The following is a 23,878-nucleotide window of genomic DNA, read 5'->3' as shown; positions in this document are numbered from 1 at the left end:
CGGCCCGTCTCCACCGTCGTGCGGGGAGGGCGGGGCGAGTGGCCGCAGCCACAGCCAGACCAGGAAGAACAGGCCCAGGGCGAGCATGCCGAGCCCCGTCCAGAGGTTGATGTTGACGCCCTCGGCCTTGTCGAGGTCGGCGTCGGAGGCGTGGAGCCCGGCTATGGTGACGATCACTCCGTAGAGGGTGAACAGACCGCCGATGATCCGGCGGATGTCGAAGAGCCGGGCCGCCGTGGCGGACTTCTTCTCCAGCTCGGAGACTTCGCGTTGCAGTTCAGACATGGTCCGGGCCTCCGATCAGAGCGAGTAGGGCAGATAGCAGGCGGCGGCGAGGACCACCGCTCCCCAGCCGAGCAGCGCGGGCCTGCGGTACCAGGCGCCGTCGCCCTCGGCGGGCGGCTCCTCCAGGCCGGGCGAGGTCGTCCCGTACACCAGACCGGCGAGCTCGGCCTCGGGCTTGGGTTCGGTGAAGAGCGTCACCACGACCATGACGATCGCGCCGGCGGCGAAGCCGACGATCGCGGAGACGAAGTTGGCGCCCTGGTCGGTGGGGATGGAGACGACGCCCTGCTTGTAGATCCAGAAGTAGTTGACCATCGCGGCGGTGGTGCCCGCGAGCAGCCCCCACACACCGGACTTCATGGACGCCCGCTTCCAGAACATCCCGATGACGAAGACCACGAACATCGGCACGTTGAAGAAGGAGAACAGCGTCTGGAGGTAGCCCATGATGTTGGAGAAGCTGGACGCGATGAACGCGGTACCGATCGAGGCGAGCACGCCGATCGCGGTGATCAGCCGCCCGAAGCGCAGGTAGTACGTGTCCGGCTGGTCCTTCTTCACGTACTTCGACCAGATGTCGTACGTGAACACGGTGTTGAACGACGACACGTTGGCCGCCATGCCCGCCATGAAGGCGGCGAGCAGCCCGGTGACGGCGATGCCGAGCACGCCGTTGGGCAGCAGCTCCTGCATCAGATACGGGATGGCGTCGTTGTACGTCAGGTCGGAGCCCGGGGTGCCGATCTTGGGCACCAGGGCGGCGGCGACCAGGCCCGGGATCATCACCAGGAAGACGATGAACATCTTCGGGAAGGCGGCGATCAGCGGGGTGCGCTGGGCGGCGCTGAGGTTCTTCGCGGAAAGGGCGCGCTGCACCTCGGCGAAGTTGGTGGTCCAGTAGCCGAAGGAGAGCACGAAGCCGAGGCCGAGGATGATGGTCAGCCAGTTGGCGCCGAGCGGGTTGCCCTGGCCGATGCCGGTGCCTCCCCAGGCGGTCAGGTAGTTGTGGCCGTGCGCCGCCTCCAGGTCGTCGCTGAGCGCGCCCCAGCCGCCGACGCGCTTGAGGCCGAGGACGACCAGGGGTATGAGGGCGGCGAGGATGACGAAGAACTGGAGCACCTCGTTGTAGATCGCCGAGGAGAGTCCGCCGACGGTGATGTACGCGAGCACGAAGAGCCCGGCCACCACGATGGCCACCCACTGCGGCCAGCCGAGCAGTGCCTCCACGACGATCGACAGGGCGTAGAGGTTCACGCCCGCGATGAGGATCGCGGCGAAGGCGAACAGCGCGGAGCTGAGCAGATGCGCGGAGGCGTCGAACCGCTGGAGCAGGAACTCCGGTACGGACCGCACCTTGGAGCGGTAGTAGAACGGCATCATCACGAGGCCGAGGAAGACCATGGCCGGGATGGCGCCGATCCAGTACCAGTGCACCACCGCCACCCCGTACTGGGCGCCGGTGGCCGCCATCCCGAGGATCTCGGTGGCCCCGAGGTTGGCGGCCACGAAGGCGAGCCCGGTCACCCAGGCGGGCAGCGACCGCCCCGAGAGGAAGAAGTCCAGGCTGGTCTTCACACTCGCCCGGGCGGCGAACCCGATGCCCAGCACCACGACGAAGTAGATCGCCAGAATCGTGTAGTCGAGCCCGTTGGTGGGCAGCCGGAGCCCTGCGGCCAGAGATTGCATACGTACCCGCTTCGTCGAGCGAACTGATCCGAACCGGAACCTACGCCTCGACGACCAGAAACTGAACACTTTTGTTGGAAGTTTTTGTTTGATTGTGGTGGAGGGTGGGGACGGCTGAGGGCTCGGCGGTGTTCCGCATCCCCCGTCCCCGTGGCATCGTGATGCCCGGGCCGACTGGTCTGGACCATCTCGGGTGTGCGGCGGTGGGAGGCTGCGGATGCGTGGGGCGAGTGTGTTGCCGGGGGCCGGGGGGAACGGGTGTGAGGTGGTGGGTGGGGTGCCGCCGCTGCATCGGCTGGAGGTGCCCATGCCCAACTCGCTGCCGTTCGCGATGGGCACCTTCGACACCATCGGCGCCATGTCCCGCGCCGACTTCCCGCACCGGCACACCTTCTACGAGATCGTGCACGTCACCGGCGGCACCGGTGCCCATGTGCTCGATATGGCCCGGTTCACACTGCGGCCGCCGCACCTCTGCGTCATGGCGCCCGGCCAGGTCCACCAGTGGGAGTGCCCGGACGGGCCCGAGGGGTGGGTGATCCTGTTCACCGAGGACTTCCTGCTCGACCACCCCGACGACCGCGCCCTGCTGCGCGGACTCGGGCCCCGGCCCTGGCTGGAGCTGGACGCGGAGGCCGACGCGTGGACGTCCTCGCTGGTGGCGGAGATGTACGAGGAGTACCGGACCGGCGCCGAGGGCTTCCACGGGGTGATCCGCGCGCTGCTGCACATCCTCGTCGTACGCGCCGCCCGGCTGCCCGCACGGCCCGTCACCCCGGCCGTCGCCCGCACGGGCGGTGTCGCGGGGCAGTTCACCGCGCTGGTCGCCCGCGCCGACGAACTGCCCCCGTCCGTACGGGCGTGCGCGGAGCGGATCGGGGTGTCCGTGGGGTATCTGAACGAGGCGGTGAAGGAGGCGACCGGCCGTACGCCCGGCGAGCTCATCCGCCAGGCCCGCACCCACGAGGCCAAACGGCTGCTGCTGCACACCGAGTTGACCGTACGTCAGGTGGCCGCCCGGGTCGGGTTCGCCGATCCCGCCTACTTCTGCCGCTTCTTCCGCCGCGAGACCGGCGCCAGCCCCGGTGACTTCCGGCGCGGCGGCGGAGATTTTCACCACGACCACCGCATTGCGTCCATCGCCCGAAGCCGATCGTCCGCCTAGCGTCGTAGCCATCCCCCACCTCCCCCCGAGGAGCAGACATGGATGGCGAGCGCGACGCGACCACACCTGACGAGAGCCGGCCGCCGGGCGCCGACGGGCGGCCCCGGCCCAGCCGCAAGACCGTGCTGCGGGCCGCACTTGCGGCCGGAGTGGCCTTACCCGTGTCGATGGCGGCCGTGCCCGCCCTGGCGCGCGGCGCCGTCGGCAGCGGCACCGGCCCCGAGCTCACCCCGCCGTGCGACGACGGCGACCACCCCACCCCGGAGCAGATAGAGGGCCCGTACTTCAAACCGAACTCCCCCGAACGCACCTCGCTCCTCGAACCCGGCACCCCCGGCACCCGTCTCACCGTCACCGGGTACGTCTTCGGCCGGGCCTGTCTGCCGCTGGCGGGCGTGCTGCTCGACTTCTGGCAGGCGGACACCAACGGCGCGTACGACAACACCGGCTTCCGGATGCGGGGCCACCAGTACACCGACGCGCGCGGGGCGTTCACGCTCACCACCGTCGTGCCGGGGCTCTACCCGGGCCGCACGCGCCACATCCATGTGAAGGCGCAGGCCCCCGGCCGCCCGGTGCTCACCACCCAGCTCTACTTCCCCGGCGAGCCCCGCAACAACACCGACTCGCTCTTCGACGCCCGGCTGCTGATGACCGTACGGGACGCGGGCGGCGCGAAGCAGGCGGCGTTCGACTTCGTGCTCGACGTGGCCCAGTCGCCGTCACCGACCCCCACGCCCACCGACCCCCCGCCCGGCACCACCTGGGCCGTCGGCACCTCCTACCGCTCGGGCGACCGCGTCACGTACGGCGGCCGCACCTACGCCTGTCTCCAGGCCCACACGGCCCAGCCGGGCTGGGAGCCGCCGAACGTGCCCGCGCTGTGGGGGCCCGCGTGACCCTGCGCCCCGGCGCGCGCAACCCCACGGTGTACCGGGGCGGTTGAGGACAGGCCCTGGGGCGCCGCGTGCGCGCGGGCCGTGAGAAGAAAAAGAGACCCCGGCCGCCCGACCCCGCCGGGCGGGCCGGAGGGGGGAGGGCGCCGGGTCGCTCCACCGCGCAGGCGGCCGGGCCGGCGCGCAGAACCCGGCGCTTTCCCCCGACAGTTCGTGTTCCCCGATAGTCTTCAATTCGGCGTCGGATTACCACGCTTTTCAGGATTGCCGTCGCCTTGCCGTTCCGTATGAGCGTCCGGCGGATCCTTCGCCGTAGCGCCCGGATTCGCGACGACGCGGCGGGCGGCTGCGAAATACCGTCGCCTTTTCGGCTGTTCCTCTCGCGGCACTTCCCGCCGTACTTCTCGCAACCACCGCACAGTTCGGGCATTTCCGCCCGGCGGGCGTGGATGGCACACTGCGATCATGACTACGGAAACGATCAGCGCGGCGGCCGCGGGCGCCTGGAAACTCGGTGACCTGTCGGTCAACCGCCTGGGATTTGGCGCTATGCGCCTCACCGGCAGCGCCGCCTTCGACCTCGGCACGCCCAGCGACCGCGAGCGGTCCCTCGCCGTGCTGCGCCGCGCGGTCGAACTCGGCGTCAACCACATCGACACCGCGGCTTTCTACTTCTCCCGGCTCCGGTCCGCCAACGAGCTGATCAGCCGGGCACTGGCCCCCTATCCGGACGATCTGGTCATCGTCACCAAGGTCGGGCCGGGGCGCGACGCGTCCGGCGCGTGGCTGCCCTGGGCCAGGCCGGAGCAACTGCGCGGCCAGGTCGAGGAGAACCTGCGCCAGCTGGGCCGTGACCACCTCGACGTGGTCAACCTGCGCCTCAACGGGCCGGGTTCGCTCGCCGAACACTTCGGCGCGCTGGCCGAGCTGCGCCAGGCGGGCCTCATCCGCCACCTGGGCCTCTCCAACATCGACCCCGAGCATCTGGCGGAGGCCCAGGCCATCGCGCCGGTGGTCTGTGTGCAGAACCGGTACGGCCTGGACAGCCGGCGGACGGGCTCCGACGAGGTGCTGCGGCTCTGCGGTGAGCAGGGCATCGCGTTCGTCCCGTTCTTCGCCATCGCGGGGGAGGGGCGCGAGAGCGGTGCGGCACAGACCGGGGCCACGGACGGCGACGCCGTCCTCGCGGTCGCCCGCGCGCATGGTGTGACGTCCGCGCAGGTCCGCCTCGCGTGGACGCTCGCGCAGGGCGAGCACGTGCTGGCCATCCCGGGCACCGGCAACCCGGACCACCTGGTGGAGAACGTGGCCGCGGGCGCGCTGCGGCTCACGGACGAGGAGATGGCGCTGCTCCAGACGCCCTGCTAGATGTCCGAAATGGACCCTGGGTGACGGTTTTAAGTCCTATGTCGCCAATCGTTTCATTGGGAACGAAAAAGAGGCTTAGCTTTCGATTGGCTTTCATTTGGGTGCTGCCAGTGAAATATCTGTCGTCCCGGTGAAAGTCGGCGGAAGACGTGAAATGGGTCACGCGGGCCCCCGGCGGGCAGGGCCGCGGCGGGGCACGCATTCCGTTCTGTGGAGGGCGAGTTGGGGGTACGGGGAGAGAAGCACCCGTATCCCCGGAACCCGGTGGATCTTTCTTGACGATCTCCGCGTGAATTCCCGCTCTTGTTCACGCCGGTCCCCTTCGTTTACGGTCACGCTCAAATCCGGATGGACCGCCGAATCCTGCCGCTGTCCGGAAACCTCCCACACACGAAAAGGCAGGAGCGGGGGAACCAGGTAGGCCGCCGAATCCGGATGACGGAACGGCTCGGGGTGAAGCCGCGTGCAGCGCGGCCGGGCACTCTCGCCCGAACCCGACAGCTCACCTCGCAGGCGAACGAGAGGAATTCTCCATGCCTGCAAAGGGTAAGCACCGCCGCCCCAAGTCCAGCACCCTCACCCGGGGCATCGCCGCCGCGGGCACGGGCGGCGCCGCGCTCATCATTCCGGTGATCGGCGCGACCAGCGCCGGTGCCGCGCCCTCGGCGGCCCCGCACTCCGGTGCCGTGGCCAAGGCCCCGGCCGCCGTGGCCAAGGCGGCGCCGACGACCTACTCCGTGGTCGCCGGCGACTCCCTCTCCAAGATCGCCAAGGACCTGCGGGTGAGCGGCGGCTGGAAGCAGCTCTACCAGGACAACCGCCAGGCCATCGGCGGCAACCCGGCCATCATCCACCCCGGCCTGGAGCTGGCCGTGGGCAAGAAGGCCCCGGCGGCCTCCGCCGACCGTACGGCCACGACCCAGCGGGCCGACCGCTCGGCGCGGACCTCCACCCTGCCCCAGCAGGCGACCGCCGCCGTGGCGAAGACGGCGACGTACTCCGACAACCTGGACGGCTGGATCCGGCAGTCGCTGGACATCATGGCCCAGCACGGCATCCCGGGCTCCTACGACGGCATCTACCGCAATGTGATGCGCGAGTCGTCGGGCAACCCGCTGGCCATCAACAACTGGGACTCCAACGCCGTGGCCGGCACCCCGTCCAAGGGCCTCCTCCAGGTCATCGACCCCACCTTCGCGGCCTTCCACGTGCCCGGCACGTCGACGGACAGCTACGACCCGGTCGCCAACATCGTCGCCGCGTGCAACTACGCGGCCAAGACCTACGGCTCGATCGACAACGTGAACGGCGCCTACTGACCGAGTCCTCCTGCCGCCCGGGTGGGATGCAGACCATCTGGTCCAACAAGGACCAGATGGTCTGTTACTTTGGCGTGACCAGGCCCAGGGGAGGACCGTCATGCCACGCCCGACGCGCGCCGAGCTCGACGAGGAGATCGTCGAGGCCGCCGCCGAGCTCTTCACCACGCGGGGATACCGCGGCACCTCCGTGCAGGAGATCGCGGACCGGGTCGGCTACTCCAAGACGGGCCTGCTGCACCGCTTCCCCTCCAAGGAGCGGCTGCTCGCGGCGACACTGACCGGCCCGCTGACCGAGTTCGCCGCGCTTCGGGCCACCTGGGACGCCCTGCCGGAGGGTCCCGAGCGGCACCGGCGGGCCTCGGCCGACCTGGTCGACCTGGCGCTGCGCCACCGCTCCCGCCTCGCCCTCCTCTTCAACTCCGGGCTGCCGGTGCTGCCCGGCGCGCTCGCCGGTGTCGAGGGCATGGGGGATCTCGGGGACCACCGCACGGAGACCCTCGCCGCCTTCGCGGACGCGGACGACCTGGCGGGCACGATCCGGGCGCAGCTGGCCGTGACCGGGCTGCTCAGCACCGTCGCCGCGCGCCAGGACGTGCCGGACGAGCTGCTGCGCGCCCCGCTGCTCGAGGCCTTCCGCGCCGCGTGCGGGATACGCGCGCAGCATGAGGGGGCCGCGCGATGACGCCGCGTGCTGTCGCGAGCCGGGCGCTGCGCGGATGGCGCAAGTACGCCGTCGCCGTCGTCGTGCTCGCCGGGCTGGGCCTGGCGGGCGACCGGGCCGCGGCCGCCTGGACCGAACACCGTACGGCCGACGCCTTCCAGAAGGCCCAGGGCCTCAAGTCCGCGCCCCACGTGAAGGTGCACGGCTTCCCCGTACTGACCCAGCTGGCCGGCGGCACCCTCGACCGCGTCGACATCGAGGCGTCCGACATCCCCGCGGGCCGCGACGGCGGCAGGCTCCCCATCACCACCCTCAACGTCGAACTCGACCGACTGCGCCGCTCGGCGGACGCCTCCGAGGCCCATGCCGCCTCCGCCCGGGCCACGGCGTTCGTGTCGTACGAGGACCTGTCCCGCGCACTCGGCATCGAGATCGGCTACAGCCAGGACAGCACGAAGGCCGAGCCGCGCGTCGCGGCCACCGCCTCGCTGCCCCTCGTCGGCAAGGTCGGGGCCAGCGCACGGGTCGAGGTGGCGGGCGACCGTGCGCTCGCCCTGCGGTCGGTGAAGGCGGGCGACGGCCTGCCGAAGGCGCTGCGGTCCATGGTCACCGGCATGCTGGAGCGCGAGCTGGCGCTCGGCGGCATCCCGGACGGTCTGGCGCTCACGTCCCTCACCACCACGCCCGACGGCCTCACCGCGACGCTCTCCGGAAAGGACGTCACCTTCCGCACCGACGAGCGCGCGTGAACTCCCGCCCGACCACGGGTCCCTGACGGGCCATCACGCGCCAGGCCTCACGCCGTGACTTCCGTCCCCCGATACACCCGCAGCGCGGGCACCTCGTACGACATCTCCGTCAACTCCGGGGCGGGCGCGGGGTGGAAGCGGCCCGCGCTGACCGAGAGGTTGACGATGAGGTGGGCGTGCCAGCGACGCCCCACCCCCCGGCGGTCGGCGAAGACGGGAGCGCCGTTCACCCACCACGTCACCGACCGCGCCCCGAAATCCACCCGCAGGTCCAGCAGGGCGCCGGGGGCGACGGACGGGTCGCGGTAGGAGTGGTGGGCGCCCCTGACGTGGTTGGTGAGCTCCAGCAGGTCGGGGTTGTCGGGGTGGTACTCGAAGACGTCGACCTCCTGGCCGCCGTCCCGCCAGGTCCAGATCGCCGGCCAGGCCCCTTGCTCGCGCGGCAGCCGGACCCGGGCCTCCAGCACGTCGCCCGCGCGCACCATGAAGTCCTCGTCGCTGCCCTCGGTGGTCAGCAGCCCCGCGCTCCAGGTCCCCTCGGGGCGGCGCCTCGCCCGAAACGTCCCGGTCCGGCTGTACTCGGCATCCGGGACCAGATGGTCGAGCTTGTCGTCGCCCGGGTTGACCGGGCCGCCGTCCGGATACGCCCAGGAGCGGCCCGCGACCCACTGCGCGGGGGAGGTGAAGTCGGCCGTGAGGACGGGGAGCAGCGGGGCCTCGGTGAGCACGGGCACACTGTGGCACAGCCGTAGGGGCACACCCTCCGCGCCACCCGCGCGTCGCCCGGGCTCTTCCCGCCGTACCGCAAAAGTATGCTTTACGTAAGCAAATATCTGCGGTCGTAGGCTGGCCGCACCCTCGGGGCATTTTTCCCCGGGCTGTCGGGGATTCTGTGGCGTACGGATGAAAAATTTGACATTTGCTGTACGGCGCGGCGGGGGCGTGCTACTGTTGATCGCAGTTGCAGTTGTGGTTCCCAAAGACTTCAAGTGCCTGGGCGGGCTTCTTCCGTCGGGCACTTTTGTATTTCCGGATGCTTTATCCGGACGGGGCAATCATCACGGCGACGCCGGGGTTCGCACAGTGTGGACCCCAGGGCACTGCCCCGAAGGAGATATGACATGGCTACTGGCACCGTGAAGTGGTTCAACTCGGAAAAGGGCTTCGGCTTCATCGAGCAGGAGGGTGGCGGCCCGGACGTGTTCGCCCACTACTCGAACATCGCCGCCCAGGGCTTCCGTGAGCTTCAGGAAGGCCAGAAGGTGAACTTCGACGTCACGCAGGGCCAGAAGGGCCCGCAGGCGGAGAACATCACCCCCGCCTGACGCCACTGAAGCGCAGGTATGACGCAGCTGGGGCCCGCACCTTGTGTACGGGCCCCAGCTCGTTGCTGTCTCCGGGCCGCACACCCACGGGGTGCGCGCCCACCGCGCCGTGGACGGCACTCCACGATGCGCGGGACCCCGGCTGCCGCCGCCGTGGTCGCCACCGCCCCGCCGGGTATCTCCCGCCGGGCCGGCGCACGGCAGGTATTCCGAGGCCCGGAAAAGGTCCGCAGCGTCGCGGCCGCCCCGGGCTCGCTCTCGTCTTTTCTTTCGGCTCGTTCTTGCGATTCCCGGGCAGTGATTCCCGCCGTGAATTCCTCGATACGTGCCCTATCGAGGAAGGTTCTGCATGAACCGAGCAGGTCGCACGAATGAACGCTCGTACGGTGCCCGCAAGGGATCCGGCGCCGAACGCGGTGGCGCCCGCTACCGCGCCCAGGCCCAGGCCCAGAGCCGCTCCGCCGGCCGCAGCCGGCGCCCCGCGGCTGTGCAGGGCGAGTTCGCCCAGCCCACCACCCTCACCCCGGCGCTGCCCGCGGCCGAGGCGTTCGCCGACCTGGACATGCCCGCCCCGCTGCTCGCCGAGCTCACCGCCCAGGGCGTGACGGCGCCGTTCCCGATCCAGGCGGCCACCCTGCCGAACTCCCTCGCGGGCCGCGACGTCCTCGGCCGGGGCCGCACCGGCTCGGGCAAGACCCTCGCCTTCGGCCTCGCCGTGCTGGCCCGTACGGCGGGCCGCCGGGCCGACTCCAAGCAGCCGCTGGCCCTCATCCTGGTCCCCACCCGCGAGCTGGCCCAGCAGGTCACCGACGCGCTCACCCCGTACGCCAGGTCGCTGCGGCTGCGGCTGGCCACCGTCGTCGGCGGGATGTCGATCGGACGGCAGGCCGGTGCGCTGCGCTCCGGCGCCGAGGTCGTCGTGGCCACCCCCGGGCGCCTCAAGGACCTCGTGGAGCGCCGCGACTGCCGCCTCGACAAGGTGGACGTCACCGTGCTCGACGAGGCCGACCAGATGGCCGACATGGGCTTTATGCCGCAGGTCACCGAGCTGCTGGACCTGGTGCGCCCCGACGGGCAGCGGATGCTGTTCTCGGCCACGCTGGACCGCAACGTGGACCTGCTGGTGCGCCGGTACCTGAGCGACCCGGTGGTCCACTCCGTCGACCCCTCGGCGGCCGCGGTCACCACGATGGAACACCACCTGCTGCATGTGCACGGCGCCGACAAGTACGCCGCCGCCACCGAGATCGCCGCTCGCGAGGGCCGGGTGATCATGTTCCTGGACACCAAGCACGCCGTGGACCAGTTCACCAAGCACCTGATGAGCAGCGGTGTCCGGGCGGCGGCGCTGCACGGCGGCAAGTCGCAGCCGCAGCGCACCCGGACCCTGGCCCAGTTCAAGGACGGGCACGTCACCACGCTGGTGGCGACCAACGTGGCGGCCCGGGGCATCCACATCGACGACCTCGACCTGGTCGTCAACGTCGATCCGCCCGCCGACCACAAGGACTATCTGCACCGCGGCGGGCGCACCGCCCGTGCGGGTGAGTCCGGCAGCGTCGTCACGCTGGTGACGCCCAACCAGCGCCGCGACATGACCCGGCTGATGGCGGACGCGGGCATCCGGCCGCAGATCACCCAGGTCCGCTCCGGCGAGGCCGAGCTCAGCCGGATCACGGGTGCCCAGACCCCGTCGGGCGTCCCGATCGGCAACGCGCCGGCGGCCGAGCGCCCCAAGCGCGGCGGAGCCCCGTTCCGGGGCATCGGCACCACCCCGGGCCGCCCCGGCCGCTCCGGCGGCAGCCGCCGCACCACCGAGGCCCAGCAGCTCGCCGAGGCCCGCAAGGCCGCCCGGGTGCGCCGGTCGGCCTAGGGCCTGTCCGATGGGTCCGGTCGGCTTCGGTCCCGGGGGCCTTTTCGGTGCTGGTGAGCGGGGGTTTGGTGCGTGCAGCTGCAAGGCGGAGGAGGGCGGCATGGCGGAGCCATGGCAACCGACGACAACGCCGCAGATGGGCGTGCCAAACCCCCGCGTGCCGACCGGACCCATCGGACAGGCCCTGGGGAACACAGCGAAGATACGGATGCGCCGCCCGGCTCCAGGCCGGGCGGCGCGTCAGTGTGCGGGGATGTGGGTGGGCGTCGTCGCCGGGAAGGTCTCGGCGAGCAGGGCGTCGAAGAGCGTCGTGACGTCGTGCTCGCTCATGCCCTCCGCCCGCGCCTCGCGCAGCCACTCGCCGAGCCGGGCGCGCAGCGGTGACTCCGGGGCGGTCTGCGGGGTGGCGAGCGAGCGGGTGATGAACGTCCCCGCGCCCTGGCGCACCTCCACCAGCCCGGAGCGCTCCAGCTCCCGGTAGGCCTTGAGCGTGGTGTTGGGGTTGACCTTGGTGGTGGCGGCCACCTGGGCGGCGGTGGGCAGTTTGTCGCCCTCGGCCAGCGCCCCCATACGCAGCGCCTGCTCCACCTGGTGGACGATCTGGAGGTAGGCGGGCAAACCGCTGCGGCGGTCCACACGGAAGGCGACCATCGCGCCTGCCCCCTTCTCTAGAAAGCCTGGCGGCGGGTGCGCCACACGGCCAGGGTGAGCAGCAGGGCGCTGCCCACCACCATTATCCCGGCCGCCGTCCACTGGAGGCCGGCCATCTGGTCGTAACCGAAGTAGTCCCACACCGAGTTGACGATGCCCTTGTCGGCGCGGCAGCGCTCGGGGCTGGCGTCGCTGACGCAGGTGCCCCAGCCGTACAGCTTGCCGGAGGCGGTGCCGATCCACTGGTCCACCTGAACCGAGCCGTCGAGCACCGCCGGCTGGTTGCCCTCCAGGGGGAACGCGACCCGGCGGGGTGTGCCGAGGCGCGGCTTGACGTAGTCGAAGAGGACCTCGAAGGCGTACGTGCCGAAGAACGTGAGCGTCATCGCGGACACCGCGCGGCGCGTCAGCGCGCCGACGGCGATGCCCAGCGAGGTGGTGAACAGCGCCTTCGCGAGCAGGACCGGCCCCGTGGTGTCGAAGATCGTCCCGTCGAGCCAGTCGAGGGCGACGAACGGCCGGGCGGCGTGCCAGTACCAGGTCAGCAGCGCGCCCAGGACCACCGCGGTCACCGTGACCACCACCCCGGCCATTCCCAGCTTCCACAGCAGCCAGCGCGAGCGGGGCAGGGACTGGGTGGTGACCAGTCGGGCCGTGCCGCTCTCCCGGTCCGCGGAGAGCAGCGAGGCGCCGAGGAAGACACCGAGGAGCGCCGGGAGGTAGCCCACGTAGGTGGCGATGTTGGTGAAGTCGTCCGACAGCCGCATCCGTACGGCGCCGTCGAGGTCGTCCACCGAGGTGGCGGGCCAGCCCGCGGCGTGCGCCTGGTCCAGCAGGGCGCCGCGCTGGTGGGCGATCCAGACCGAGCCGACCACGAGGGCCGCCGCGGCGGCGAGGAGGACGGCCCGGTGCTGGCGGGCCAGGAGCCACAGCGGTCCGCGCAGCACCCTGCGCCTGGCGCGGGCCGGCTCCTCGGCGGTGGAGGGGTGGGTCAGCGTGCTCATACGGCGTACTCCTCTTGGTGGCCGGGAGCGGCGGCCGGGGAAAGCAGCGCGGGCGCCTCGGGGTTGCGGAGATAGGCGAGCAGCACTTCTTCCATGCTGGGCTCGGCGAGCTGCCAGTCACCGGTCAGCGGGCCCTCGGTGCGCACCATCGCGGTGAACTGCCGTCCCGCGGTGCGGGATTCGATCACCGTGTGGGTGGTGAGGGCGGTGGGCAGGGCCCCGTCCGCGGTGACACCGGTGACCAGGGTGTGCATCGGCACCAGCTCGTCGCTCTCCCCGGCCATCCGGACCCGGCCGTCGGCGAGGACGAGGAGGTGGTCGCACATGTGCTCAAGCTCGCTGAGCATATGGGAGGACATCAGGACCGTGGTGCCGCGCTCGCCCGCCTCGGACATCAGCAGCGCGCTCAGCTCGTCGCGGGCGACCGGGTCGAGGTCGGCCATCGGCTCGTCCAGGAGCAGCAGGCCGGGCCGCTTGCCGAAGGCGAGGGCGAAGGCCACGCGGGTGCGCTGGCCGCCCGAGAGGCTGCCGATCCTGGCGTCCATCGGGATCCGCCCGCCGCGCACGATGCGCTCGGCCGCCGCCTGGTCCCAGCCCGGGTTGAGCTCCTGGCCGAGGCGCAGCGACTCGGCCACGGTGAACCGCTTGAACAGCGGCTTGTCCTGGGCGAGATACGCGTACCGGGGCATCGCGGCCGGGGAGCCGACCGGGATGCCGAAGATCCGCAGTTCGCCGGCGCTCGGTTCGACGAGCCGGGTCGCCAGGTTCAGCAGGGTGCTCTTTCCGGCGCCGTTGGGTCCCACCAGGCCGCAGATGCTCCCGGCCGGAATCCGGAAGGTGCAGTCCCGCAGGGCCCAGCCCCGGCGGTACTTCCTCCCCAGCCCACGCGCTTCCAGGGCCCACCGGGTGTCGGCCGCGCCGGCAGCGGTCATGTCGCGCACGCCTCCCCCCTTTCCATGATTCCACTAGTTGACTAGTGGAATCATGGTCTTTCTGACGTGGAGGTGTCAAACCCCCGGTCCGGTCGCCCGGCTGCGGTGGGATCACCGCTCTGTCTCCGGCGTGTCCCGTCGACCAGGTGGTGGTTGTCCCGCTTTCGGCGCTGTTGGGTGAGGGTTTGTCACCGTCGTGCCACATGGGTGCGTACGTGTGAACCATTGCCGCCGCCGGGGTGTGTTGTAGGGCGAGCGCCGGGTGTGCCGGCCATACCCTCGGGGGAGTCATGGACTACTCAAACGTGCGTCGGGCGATGACGGTGGCGGCGACGGCCGTGGTGGCCGGTGTGCTGGTGGTCGGCTGCCAGCCGGGCGGCGGCACCGGTTCCGACCCGGGGGGCGCCGCGTCCCCCGTGATCCCGACCGGCAAGGCCAGCCCGCACACCACCGAGCCCACCGCGAAGGTGCCCACCCACCCCGGGGTCCCCGGGACCGCCAAGCCCAAGCACGCCGCCCCCAAGTGCGGGGTCAGCGACCTCAAGGTCACCCCGGCCCACCAGGCGGCCAAGCGCCCCGAGGGCACCGGCCTCGGCGCGGCCGTCGTCGGCTTCACCAACACCTCGGCGCACCCCTGCTCGGTGAAGGGCTTCGTGACGGTGGCCGGCGCGGGCAACGGAGCCCCGGACCACAACACCCCGCTCACCGTCACCCACACCGGCACCGCCTCCACGGTCGTGCTCGCCCCGGGCGCCCGCGCCTGGACGAAGCTCACGTTCGTCCAGGTCCAGGGCGAGGGCCCCGGGGGCTGCGACTCGGGCGCCGAGCCGATCGCGTACCCGACCGTCGTCCTCGGTGTGCCGGGCGCCGGGCGGCACCAGACCGCCCTGGACGACGGGGTGTTCGCCGAGTGCGACAACAAGGTCAAGGTCAGCGCGCTGTCCGCGACGAAGCCCGTCTGAGCCGGGCCACGTCGGCGCTCAGTCCTCCTCGGGGCAGAACACGTCGACCCGCTGGACCAGGTTGTTGGCGAAACCACCCCGGTTCCAGGGCTGGGTGAGGGGCTGGGTCGCGCCGCCGGCGTCGGTGGCGCGGACGCTCAGGACGTGGTGGCCGGGCGTGGCCGTCCACGGCGCCCGCCAGCGGCGCCAGGCCCAGCCGTGGCCGACCGCCGGGGCGAGTTCGGCCTCGTACCAGCCGTGCCCGTCGTCCGTGCTCACCTCGACGCGGGTGACCGGCGCCCGCCCCGACCAGGCCCGGCCCTCCAGCAGGAGGCGGCCGGGGCGCACGACACGGGTGCGGGACATGAAGTCCGGGAAGCCGGGCGGGATCATCAGCGCGCGCGGGGCGATCCGGGTGACCGGGTCGCCCGCCTCCTGGGCCGACTGCCGGTAGCGGTAGGCCACTTGCTGCTGGAAGCCGGTGAAGGGGGTCGCGGTGAGGGTGATCGAGCGCAGCCACTTCACGTGCGCCATCCCGTACCACCCCGGCACCACGAGGCGCAGCGGATGGCCGTGCTGCGGCGGCAGCGGGGCGCCGTTCATCTCGTACGCCACCAGCACCTCGGGATCCCGGCCGAGGGCGTCCGCCAGCGGGAGGCTGCGCTGGTAGTCCTGCTCCACACCGCGCTCGACGCCGTGGTCCGCGCCGGTGAAGACGGCCTCGACGGCGTCCGGCTCGACTCCGGCCTCGGCGAGCAGCAGGGTGCGCAGCGGCACTCCGGTCCACTCGGCGGTGCCCACCCCCTCGACCAGCCACGGCTGGCTGACCGGGCGCGGATCGAGCAGGGCCCGGCCGTTGCCCGCGCACTCCATGGTCACCCGGTGGGTGACGGCGGGGAAGGAGCGCAGGGTCGCCAGGTCCAGGGTGAGCGCGGTGCGTACCCGGCCGTCCACGGTGAGCTGCCAGGTGTCCGCGTCGGCGTACGGGATGTCGTAGTGGACCAGGACGTAGTGCAGGCCGGGCGGGGTGACGTCGTAGCGCAGGGCCTCCAGGAGCAGGCCGTGGTTGCGGGCCGCCAGGGCGAGTTCCTCGGGGCTGACGCCCTCCGCCGGGCCGGCGATCCGCCCCGGCGTGCTGATGTCACCGATACCGCCGTCCATGCCCCCATCCTGCGCCCGCGAGCGGGCCCGGTCACCTCCTGAGCCCGGGCCGGAGCGGGTGCGGCGGGGGCCGCCGGCCGGAGATTGCGCGTCGCCGCCCTCGGCGAGACGCTGGTGATGTCAGCCCTGTGGCGCCTGTCAGCGGCCGAGACCGGTGGGGACGCCGGGGCACCGGCGCGCGAGAACCAACCACCGGCGGCCCAGCAGGGGAAGGGCCGGGCGGGTCCACGGACCGCTCCGTGCCGCAAGGAGATCGCCATGGACGGCACGACGCTGGAGGCGATGCGGACCGTGCTGCGCGGTCCGGTCATCGGCCCGCAGGACCCGGAGTACACCCGGGCCCGCACGATCTACAACGCGATGATCGACCGGCGGCCGGCCGCGGTGGTCCGGTGCGCGGACGCGGGCGACGTCATCGACGCGGTGGACTTCGTCCGCGACCACGGCCTGGAACTCGCCGTCCGCGGCGGCGGCCACAGCGGCGCGGGACTGTGTCTGGTGGACGACGGTGTCACCCTCGACCTGTCGCCCATGCGCTGGGCGCGGGTGGACCCCTCGGCGGAGATCGCCCAGGTCGGCGGCGGTGCGCTGCTGGGCGACCTGGACCACGCGGCCCACGCCTTCGGCCTGGCCACCCCGGCCGGCATCATGTCGACGACCGGCGTCGGCGGGCTCACCCTGGGCGGCGGCCACGGCCATCTGACCCGCAAGTACGGTCTGACCATCGACAACCTGCTGGCCGCCGACGTGGTGCTGGCCGACGGCAGCTTCGTCACCACCAACGAGCGCAACCACCCCGACCTGTTCTGGGCGCTGCGCGGCGGCGGCGGGAACTTCGGCGTCGTCACCGCGTTCACCTTCTCGCTGCACCCGGTGCACACCGTGGTCCTCGGGGTCACCGTGTGGACCCTGGACCGCATCGGTGACGTGCTGCGGTGGTACCGCGAGTTCCTGCCGCAGGCGCCGGAGGACCTGAACGGGTTCTTCGCGGTCCTGGCCGTCCCGCCGGGCCCGCCGTTCCCGGAGGAGATCCACGGGCAGAAGATGTGCGGTGTGGTGTGGTGCTGGACGGGCGACCCGGACCAGGCCGGCAAGGTCTTCGCGCCGGTGGCCGAACCCGGCCCGCCCGCCTTCCACTTCACGGCGCCGATGCCCTACCCCATGGTGCAGAGCATGTTCGACGAGCTGATCCCGACCGGGCTCCAGTGGTACTGGCGGGGCGCGTTCTTCGACCGGATCACGGACGGGGCGATCGACGTGCACGCCAAGTACGCCGAGGGCATCCCCACCGACCTGTCGACCATGCACCTGTACCCGGTCGACGGCGCCGCCCACCGCGTCAAGGCGGGCGACACCGCCTGGGCCTACCGGGACGCCGTCTGGTCCGGGGTCATCGGCGGCATCGACCCCGATCCGGCCAACGCCGAGACCGTGCGGCAGTGGTGCGTGGACTACTGGGAGGAGCTGCACCCGCACTCCATGGGCGGCGCCTATGTGAACTTCATAGGGGCGGGCGAGGGCCAGGAGCGGGTCAGGGCCACCTACCGCGACCAGTACGACAGGCTGGCCGCCGTCAAGCGGACCTACGACCCGCACAACCTCTTCCACGCCAACCAGAACATCCGACCGGCGGGCGTCTAGCGGTCTTCGGCGGCCCGGTCACACCGGCAGCAGCCGGGCGACGAGGCCGCCGAGCTGGTGGGCGTTGCGGCACACGTGCATCTCGGCCACCTGGGCGTAGGCGAGCGCGGCGGAGTCCCCGGTCGACCACTGGTCGGCCGGTTCGGGGTTGAGCCAGTAGACCCGGCGGGCGCGTTCGGCGATGCGGCGCAGCGCCGGAAGGTTGGGGTCGCTCATGTTCGTACGGGCGTCACCCAGGACGAAGACCGCGGTGCGCGGGCCCACCGCGTCCAGGTAGCGCTCGGCGAACTCCCCGAGCGAGGTGCCGTAGTCGCTGCTGCCGTGCCAGCCGGTCACCACCGCCTCGCCCGCGATACGGTCGCCCAGGCCCGCCGGATCCGCCGCGCCCTTGCGCAGCAGGCCGGTGACCTCGTCGACGCGGTTGACGAACGCGAACACCCGCACCTTGCTGAACTGGTCGTGCAGCGCCTGCACGAGCAGCATCGTGAAGTTGGCGAAGCCCGCGACCGAGCCGGACACGTCGCACAGCAGCACCAGTTCGGGGCGGACGGGACGGCGGCGGCGCAGCACCGGGCGCATCGGGACGCCGCCGGTCGACAGCGAGCCGCGCAGGGTGCGGCGCAGGTCGATCCGGCCGCGGGCCGCGCGGCGGCGGCGCGCCGCGAGCCGGGTGGCCAGCTTGCGCGCCAGCGGATGCACCGACCGGCGCAGCTCGTCGAGCTGGGCCCGGCCCGCCACGAGGAAGTCGACCCGGTCGGCGGTGGGCCGCAGCGCCCGGCGCGCGATCTCCTCGGCGCCGCGCCGCTCCGCCACCCGGCGGCGCGCCTCGGTGCCGACCCGCTCGCGGAAGCCCTGGATGCGGCGGCGGATCTCGTCGTCGGTCAGCCGGTCGGTGAACGCGGCGCCCTGGGCACCCTGGGCGAGCGTGGCCCGTACCCGCGCGAGCAGGGTCTGCGGGCGCAGCCGGTCGAGGGTCTGGTGCGCGGAGAAGCCGTCCGAGCCGGGCGAGGCGCCGTAGCCGCCGAGTGCGTCCACCGCCTCGGCCGCCAACTGCCCCAGCGCCGCCTGGTCGTCGGCGGCGAGCGCGGCGGCCAGCCGGTCGCGCAGCTCCGCCGTGTCGCCGCCCGCCGTGGCCGGTGCGCCGACGCGGAGCGGGAAGTACAGATCGAAGACGGGGTCGAAGACCGCCCGCTGGCCCTCGCTGTGCAGGAGCGCCGCGGCCAGGCCTTCCCGTATCCGCTCGCGGTCCTCGAAGCCGAGCGCCGCCAGGGCGGCCGCCGCGTCCGCGGTCTCGCCCGGGCCGATCCGCAGCCCGTGCGTACGCAGCGTGCGGACCAGCCCGGTGACCCGGTCGGGCAGCGCGGTCACACGGCGTCCAGGTCGAGTTTGGCGGCGGCCTTGAGCAGGTCGTCCTGGTGCTTGAGGAGCACACCGAGGGTGTCGCGTACGACGTTCTCGTCGAGGGTGTCGGCGCCGAGCGCCAGCAGCGTCCGCGCCCAGTCCACCGTCTCCGACACCGAGGGCGCCTTGCGCAGGTCCATCGCCCGCAGCGCCCCGGCCACCCGTACCACCGACGCGGCCAGCGCCGCGTCGAGCCCGGGCACCTTCCGCCGGACGATCCGGCGCTCCAGCTCCTCCTCGGGGAAGCCGATGTGCAGGAACAGACAGCGGCGGCGCAGGGCCTCGGAGAGCTCGCGGCCGGCGTTGGAGGTGAGCACCACGAACGGGCGGCGGGTCGCGGTGATCGTGCCGAGCTCGGGCACGGTGACCTGGAAGTCGCTGAGGACTTCCAGGAGCAGCCCCTCCACCTCGACGTCCGCCTTGTCGATCTCGTCGATGAGCAGGACCTTGGGCTCGCCGCCGCGGATCGCCGTGAGCAGCGGGCGGGAGAGCAGGAACTCCTCGCCGAAGATGTCCGTGCGGGTCTCGTCCCACGACTCGTCGCGGCCCGCCGTGATCCGCAGCAGCTGCTTGGCGTGGTTCCACTCGTACAGCGCGCGGGACTCGTCGACGCCCTCGTAGCACTGGAGCCGGATGAGCTCGGCGTCCGCGACCTGGGCGACCGCCTTGGCCAGCTCGGTCTTGCCGACCCCGGCCGGGCCCTCCACCAGCAGCGGCTTGCCGAGCCGGTCGGCGAGGAAGACGGTGGTGGCGACGGCCGGCGAGGCCAGATAGCCGGTCTCGGCGAGACGGGCGGAGACCTCGTCCACGGACGTGAAGTACCCGGTCGTCATGGGGTGTTCTCCTGGTCTCCCGCTCGGCCGGGCGGCCGCGCGGCGCTCGTACGTCTTGGTGTACGTACTTGATCAGCTCCCCGCGCCGGTCCACAACGGGCGGGCGCGGTTTGCGGCGAACGTCACGGTCCCCGGCAGGCTCTCAGCGCGGGGCGCGGCGGGTGGTCAGCAGGAGCGCGATGTCGTCGGGGCGGTCGGTGATCCGGCGGGCCTCGTCGATGAGCAGGTCCGCGGTGCCGCCCAGGGACGGGCCGGTGCGCCGGGTGGGGGTGGCGGCCCGGGACAGGGCCGCGCGCAGCCGCTCGACGCCCTCGTCGATGTCCGTGCCGGGCCGCTCCACCAGCCCGTCCGTGTACAGGGCGAGCACCGCGCCCGGGTCCAGGCGCAGGTCCGCCACCGGGTACACGGCGTCCGGGGCAACGCCGAGCACCACGCCGCCGGGCAGGTCGAGGACCTCGGTGCGGCCGTCGGGGTGGCGCAGCAGCGGCTGAGGATGCCCGGCGCGGGCGGCCCGGGCGGCGCCGGTGAGCGGGTCGAGCCTGATGTAGCAGCAGCTGGCGAACTGGCCCGGGTCCAGGTCGATGAGCAGCCGGTTGGTGCCGCTCATCACCTCCTCGGGGGAGTGCCCGCCCAGCGCGAAGGCCCGTACCGCGCTGCGGAGTTGGCCCATCGTGGCGGCGGCCTGCACCCCGTGTCCCTGGACGTCGCCGATGACCAGGGCGAGACCGTCCCCGGCCTCGACCACGTCGTACCAGTCGCCGCCCACGTCCATGCCCTGGGTGCCGGGCAGATACCGGCCCGCCGTCTCGACCAAGGGGTGCGCGGGCAGGCGGTGGGGGAGCAGGGCCGCCTGGAGGCCGCGGGCGAGGGCGGCCTCCGTGTCGTAGCGCTGGGCCCGCTCCAGGGCCTGGGCGATCAGCCCCGCGAGCGCGGTGAGGACCGTGCGCTCCTGCGGGCTGAAGCCGCGCGGCCGGTCGAAGCCGAGGATGCAGGAGCCGACCGGCCGCCCGGAGGCGATCAGCGGCAGGAAGGCGCGGGCGCCCTGCTCGGCGTCGAGGGCGATGCCGGGGTAGGCCGCCGCGAGCTGCTGCATGGACTCGAAGAAGAGCGGGCGGCCGCTGGTGAGCGTCTCGACGCCGGGCAGCCGTACGTCCAGCGCGACCCCGTCGAAGGGGTCGAGGAAGCCCTTGGGGAAGCCGCTCTCCCAGGCCAGATAGAGGTGCCGGTCCTGGAGCAGGTAGATCGCGAGACGGCGCCCGCCGAAGGCCGGGAGCAGCTCCTGCATCACCACGGCGGAGACCTGGCGGGCGGTGACCGCCTCGCTCAGGGCCAGGGCGAGGAAGACCGGCGGATAGAGGGCCTCCGCCCCGTTCGCCCGGTCGGGGGGTGCGGCCGCGAGGTCGTCGAGGGCCGCCGGGGCCGTGAGCGGGCCGATCGGCTGCTGCCCGTCGCCGGGGGCGGTGGCCTGGGCGGAGTCCGCCTCCCGGCCCACGGGGACCGCCGTGAACGTTAGACCTTCGGGGCCGGGGTAGGCGGACAGCGAGAGCCGGTCGCCGTACCGCTCGGCGGCCTCCGCCCCGTCGCCGGGTGACCGCGGGCGTCTGACCTGGAAGTGCACCGGGACCCTGGAGAGCAGCGCGCCGCGCAGATGGTCCTCGTACGCGGGCTGCTCCAGCCATGGCACCGCGTGCCACAGGGACTCGCCGAGCAGCTCGGCGGGCGGCCGGCCGAGGAGCAGGGCGCCGCGCGGGTTGACGTAGTTGATCCGCCCCAGCCGGTCCAGGGTGAAGACGCCCTCGGGGAGCAGGTCGGCCGCGCAGTCCGTGGGCGCGCTCGGGCCGGGAGCCCCGTCGTCCGGGGGCGGTACGCACAGCGGCTCGCCGTCCCAGACGACGGCCGGGCCGTCCGCCTCCCGCTCCAGTTCGAGCAGGGCGGCGCCGAGGCCCTGGGCCGTCTCGGTGAGGCGGTCGCGGTCCCGGGGCGCCGAGGCGGCCTCCGAGTCGGCGGGGCAGAGCACGGTGAGGACGCCGTACACCGTCGACGCCCCCACCACGGGCACGTACACCGAGCCGAAGCTGAACGGCAGCCCGGCCGCGAGCTGGGGGTAGCGGCGCATGGTCTCGGTGGCGTCGGCGAGCTGGATCTCGACGCCGTCCCGGTAGGCGTCGGCCACCGGGAACGGCCGGTCCACGTGCATCCGCCACCAGGGCCGGAAGAGCGGTCCCGGCAGTCCCGCCAGGACGGCGAGCCGTAGCAGGCCCGGTGTGCCGGAGCGCAGGTACACGCCTCCCACATGGCCGCCGACGGCGCGCATGGCCTCCGCCACGGCCCCGGTGAGCAGTGCGGTCAGCTTGGTCATCGGTCTGCCCCCGTCCGCGCGCCGCGCGGTAGGTGTCACAGCCAGAATGCGCTACGGGACGGGGGGCCCGCACCTCGTGGGCTCCCCGCGCCCCACAGGGGCGCGGGGAACCGCGCGACCAGCCACATCCCACCAGCAGCCGAAGAACCGGCCCCCAAGCCTTCAGCGAGTCGCGTGCCCGCTGGCCAGCGGCCACTCCCGGTGCAGCGCGCCCAGCGGGATCCGGCGCTCGATGACGGGCGTGCCGAACAGGGACAGCTGGAAGTGGAGCTGACCGCTCAGGTCGAACCCGCCGTACACGGCCCAGGCGCCGGAGACGGACGCCTTGCCGTCGCTGGAGGCGGTCGCCTTGGCGTCGGCCTCGCCGCGCAGAGAGGGCGCGAAGTCCGCGCTGACGCCGACGGCCCCGTACAGACCGACGGAGGCCTCGGCGCCGAGGGCGCCCTTGACGCGGCCGGCGGCGGTGACGGTGGCGGTCACCGGGGTGCTGTGCACGGCGGAGGTGCTGACGGGGGTCCAGCCCTTGCCGGCGGCGTAGCTGCCGCCGACACGGAAGTCGCCCTTGACGTCCTGCTGGACGTCGAGCGTGACGCGGCCGTCGGCCTCGACCTGGACGTAGCAGGTCAGATCGAGGTTGACGACGACCGGGACCGGGCCGACCTGGATGACCGGCGCGCTGTGCAGCTTGGCGAAGGGGATGCGCTTGGGCGCGCCGGTGCTGGCGGCGGCCCGGCCCTTGAGCGCCCACTGCGAGGACCAGTCGCCGCTCATGCCGAGGAACGCCGAGCGCGGCGCGAGGCCGCCGGAGCTGCCGTCGTAGGCGAACTCCACCTCGGGGGCGAGCTGGACGAAGCCGGAGACCGAGGCGCCGGCGGAGGCGGGGGCGTCCTTGGCGGTGTCGACGGCGGCGTTCACGTCCAGGCGCAGATTGCCGAGGGGGAGTTTGGCGCCCTTGGGCCCGAAGGTGAGGCCCTTGCCCTTGGCCCAGGAGAAGGTGACGCCCTTCATCAAGGGCTCCACCTTGACCGTGGACGGGTCGACCGGGACCTTGCCGTCGGCCTTGTCGTCCTTGAGGACCGAGGCCAGCGTGGTGGAGGCGGTCTTCACCTCGGTGCCGCGGTCGGTCTTCCCGACGACCTCGGTGACCTTGGCGAGCAGTCCGTTCGGCGCGCCCGGCGCCGGGGCGCTGGCGATGACGTCACCGACGGCGACGGGCTTGTCGGGCGCGGGGGAGTGGCCGGGCGTGGCGGTGTGCCGCGGTGAGGCCGTGGATATGACGGCCCGTCGGCTGTTCTTGTCGTAGGACGCGACCTTCAGCGAGGACTTCTCGGGGCGGCCCTTGCCGGTGCCGGTGCGGGCCACCGCCGTGGGGGCGGACGCCTCCTGCGGCGCGGCGGCCACGTCGAGCTGCCGCGCCTCGTCGGCGGCGGCCGGGGCGGTGGTGGCGGCGCTGCCGGGCTGCGCCGCGCCGGTGTGCCCGGACGAGGAGCAGCCGGTGGCGGCCAGGGCCACGGTGGCCAGGCCGGGCACCAGAAGGCGGGTGGTGAACGTGCGCACGTGGATGTGACCTTCGGATGGGAGGAGGGGGGTCGTTACCCGTGAGTAACGCGAAGGCGATCATGCCA

Annotated in this window: 21 protein-coding genes and 1 riboswitch; of the genes, 10 read left to right on the top strand and 11 right to left on the bottom strand. The window is 72.6% G+C overall.

The window, feature by feature from the left end; genetic code table 11:
• Both ABD236_RS13710 and ABD236_RS13705 read right to left on the bottom strand, forming a co-directional pair.
• Positions 1-285, bottom strand: a 285-nt coding sequence (locus tag ABD236_RS13710) for a hypothetical protein (protein ID WP_344073858.1), incomplete at its 3' end; no start/stop codon positions are given.
• A gap of 15 nt (positions 286-300) precedes the next feature.
• Entirely contained in the window at positions 301-1,971 is a 1,671-nt protein-coding gene (locus ABD236_RS13705) for a sodium:solute symporter family protein (RefSeq protein WP_344073857.1), read from the bottom strand.
• A 217-nt stretch (positions 1,972-2,188) separates the two neighbouring features.
• Between ABD236_RS13705 and ABD236_RS13700 the strand changes: the two genes are divergently transcribed.
• The 6 genes from ABD236_RS13700 (at position 2,189) to ABD236_RS13675 (ending at position 8,132) form a co-directional block, all read left to right on the top strand.
• Positions 2,189-3,136 carry a helix-turn-helix transcriptional regulator gene (locus tag ABD236_RS13700; protein ID WP_425543863.1) on the top strand — a complete coding sequence of 316 codons (948 nt, stop codon included), beginning with the start codon at positions 2,189-2,191 and terminating at the stop codon, positions 3,134-3,136.
• A 38-nt stretch (positions 3,137-3,174) separates the two neighbouring features.
• On the top strand, positions 3,175-4,035 hold the full coding sequence (locus ABD236_RS13695; protein ID WP_425543862.1) for a dioxygenase family protein: 861 nt from the start codon (positions 3,175-3,177) through the stop codon (positions 4,033-4,035).
• A gap of 462 nt (positions 4,036-4,497) precedes the next feature.
• A complete protein-coding gene (locus ABD236_RS13690) occupies positions 4,498-5,400 on the top strand; it encodes an oxidoreductase (protein WP_344073854.1) in 903 nt (300 codons plus the stop codon).
• Positions 5,401-5,744: 344 nt separating this feature from the next.
• Positions 5,745-5,931: riboswitch (cyclic di-AMP (ydaO/yuaA leader) on the top strand.
• A gap of 2 nt (positions 5,932-5,933) precedes the next feature.
• Positions 5,934-6,719, top strand: coding sequence for a transglycosylase SLT domain-containing protein (locus ABD236_RS13685; protein WP_344073853.1), 786 nt, complete (start codon positions 5,934-5,936; stop codon positions 6,717-6,719).
• 100 nt (positions 6,720-6,819) lie between these two features.
• Positions 6,820-7,404: a TetR/AcrR family transcriptional regulator gene (locus ABD236_RS13680; protein ID WP_344073852.1), complete on the top strand. Its 585-nt coding sequence runs from the start codon at positions 6,820-6,822 to the stop codon at positions 7,402-7,404.
• A complete protein-coding gene (locus ABD236_RS13675; protein WP_344073851.1) occupies positions 7,401-8,132 on the top strand; it encodes an LmeA family phospholipid-binding protein in 732 nt (243 codons plus the stop codon). The genes ABD236_RS13680 and ABD236_RS13675 overlap by 4 nt, the downstream gene beginning before the upstream one ends.
• A 47-nt stretch (positions 8,133-8,179) precedes the next feature.
• On the opposite strand, the gene ABD236_RS13670 is transcribed toward ABD236_RS13675, so the two are convergent.
• Positions 8,180-8,860: a LamG domain-containing protein gene (locus ABD236_RS13670; protein WP_344073850.1), complete on the bottom strand. Its 681-nt coding sequence runs from the start codon at positions 8,858-8,860 to the stop codon at positions 8,180-8,182.
• Positions 8,861-9,253: 393 nt separating this feature from the next.
• Between ABD236_RS13670 and ABD236_RS13665 the strand changes: the two genes are divergently transcribed.
• Both ABD236_RS13665 and ABD236_RS13660 read left to right on the top strand, forming a co-directional pair.
• Positions 9,254-9,457 (top strand): cold-shock protein, encoded by a 204-nt coding sequence (locus ABD236_RS13665; RefSeq protein WP_114041062.1) that lies wholly within the window; start codon positions 9,254-9,256, stop codon positions 9,455-9,457.
• 349 nt (positions 9,458-9,806) lie between these two features.
• A complete protein-coding gene (locus ABD236_RS13660) occupies positions 9,807-11,330 on the top strand; it encodes a DEAD/DEAH box helicase (RefSeq protein ID WP_344073848.1) in 1,524 nt (507 codons plus the stop codon).
• A gap of 240 nt (positions 11,331-11,570) precedes the next feature.
• On the opposite strand, the gene ABD236_RS13655 is transcribed toward ABD236_RS13660, so the two are convergent.
• Genes ABD236_RS13655 through ABD236_RS13645 form a run of 3 tightly spaced genes read right to left on the bottom strand, consistent with a single transcriptional unit; the run spans position 11,571 to position 13,917 of the window.
• Positions 11,571-11,981 (bottom strand): GntR family transcriptional regulator, encoded by a 411-nt coding sequence (locus ABD236_RS13655; protein ID WP_344073847.1) that lies wholly within the window; start codon positions 11,979-11,981, stop codon positions 11,571-11,573.
• Between the two features lie 17 nt (positions 11,982-11,998).
• Positions 11,999-12,985: an ABC transporter permease subunit gene (locus ABD236_RS13650; RefSeq protein WP_344073845.1), complete on the bottom strand. Its 987-nt coding sequence runs from the start codon at positions 12,983-12,985 to the stop codon at positions 11,999-12,001.
• Complete coding sequence (locus ABD236_RS13645; protein WP_344073844.1) at positions 12,982-13,917, bottom strand: ABC transporter ATP-binding protein; 936 nt, start codon at positions 13,915-13,917, stop codon at positions 12,982-12,984. Before ABD236_RS13645 ends, ABD236_RS13650 begins: the two co-directional genes overlap by 4 nt.
• A 290-nt stretch (positions 13,918-14,207) precedes the next feature.
• Here ABD236_RS13645 and ABD236_RS13640 point away from each other — a divergent pair, with 290 nt between their 5' ends.
• Positions 14,208-14,879 (top strand): DUF4232 domain-containing protein, encoded by a 672-nt coding sequence (locus tag ABD236_RS13640; RefSeq protein ID WP_344073842.1) that lies wholly within the window; start codon positions 14,208-14,210, stop codon positions 14,877-14,879.
• Between the two features lie 18 nt (positions 14,880-14,897).
• Here the strand turns inward: ABD236_RS13640 and ABD236_RS13635 are convergent, their stop codons facing one another.
• Positions 14,898-16,019 (bottom strand): sulfite oxidase, encoded by a 1,122-nt coding sequence (locus ABD236_RS13635; protein WP_344073840.1) that lies wholly within the window; start codon positions 16,017-16,019, stop codon positions 14,898-14,900.
• A gap of 258 nt (positions 16,020-16,277) precedes the next feature.
• On the opposite strand from ABD236_RS13635, the gene ABD236_RS13630 reads away from it, so the two are divergent.
• Positions 16,278-17,660 carry an FAD-binding oxidoreductase gene (locus ABD236_RS13630; protein WP_344073839.1) on the top strand — a complete coding sequence of 461 codons (1,383 nt, stop codon included), beginning with the start codon at positions 16,278-16,280 and terminating at the stop codon, positions 17,658-17,660.
• 18 nt (positions 17,661-17,678) lie between these two features.
• Here ABD236_RS13630 and ABD236_RS13625 read toward each other — a convergent pair whose 3' ends face one another.
• The 4 genes from ABD236_RS13625 to ABD236_RS13610 form a co-directional block, all read right to left on the bottom strand.
• Entirely contained in the window at positions 17,679-19,028 is a 1,350-nt protein-coding gene (locus ABD236_RS13625) for a VWA domain-containing protein (protein ID WP_344073838.1), read from the bottom strand.
• Positions 19,025-19,894: an AAA family ATPase gene (locus ABD236_RS13620; protein WP_344073837.1), complete on the bottom strand. Its 870-nt coding sequence runs from the start codon at positions 19,892-19,894 to the stop codon at positions 19,025-19,027. Before ABD236_RS13620 ends, ABD236_RS13625 begins: the two co-directional genes overlap by 4 nt.
• Before the next feature lie 142 nt (positions 19,895-20,036).
• On the bottom strand, positions 20,037-22,253 hold the full coding sequence (locus ABD236_RS13615) for a SpoIIE family protein phosphatase (RefSeq protein WP_344073836.1): 2,217 nt from the start codon (positions 22,251-22,253) through the stop codon (positions 20,037-20,039).
• Positions 22,254-22,415: 162 nt separating this feature from the next.
• Entirely contained in the window at positions 22,416-23,810 is a 1,395-nt protein-coding gene (locus tag ABD236_RS13610; RefSeq protein ID WP_344073834.1) for a hypothetical protein, read from the bottom strand.
• Positions 23,811-23,878 lie beyond the last annotated feature (68 nt).

This window comes from Streptomyces crystallinus (genome assembly GCF_039521265.1).
Lineage (GTDB): Bacteria > Actinomycetota > Actinomycetes > Streptomycetales > Streptomycetaceae > Streptomyces > Streptomyces crystallinus.
Note: the sequence above shows the minus strand (reverse complement) of the source record. Positions and strands in the feature narration are given on the sequence as shown.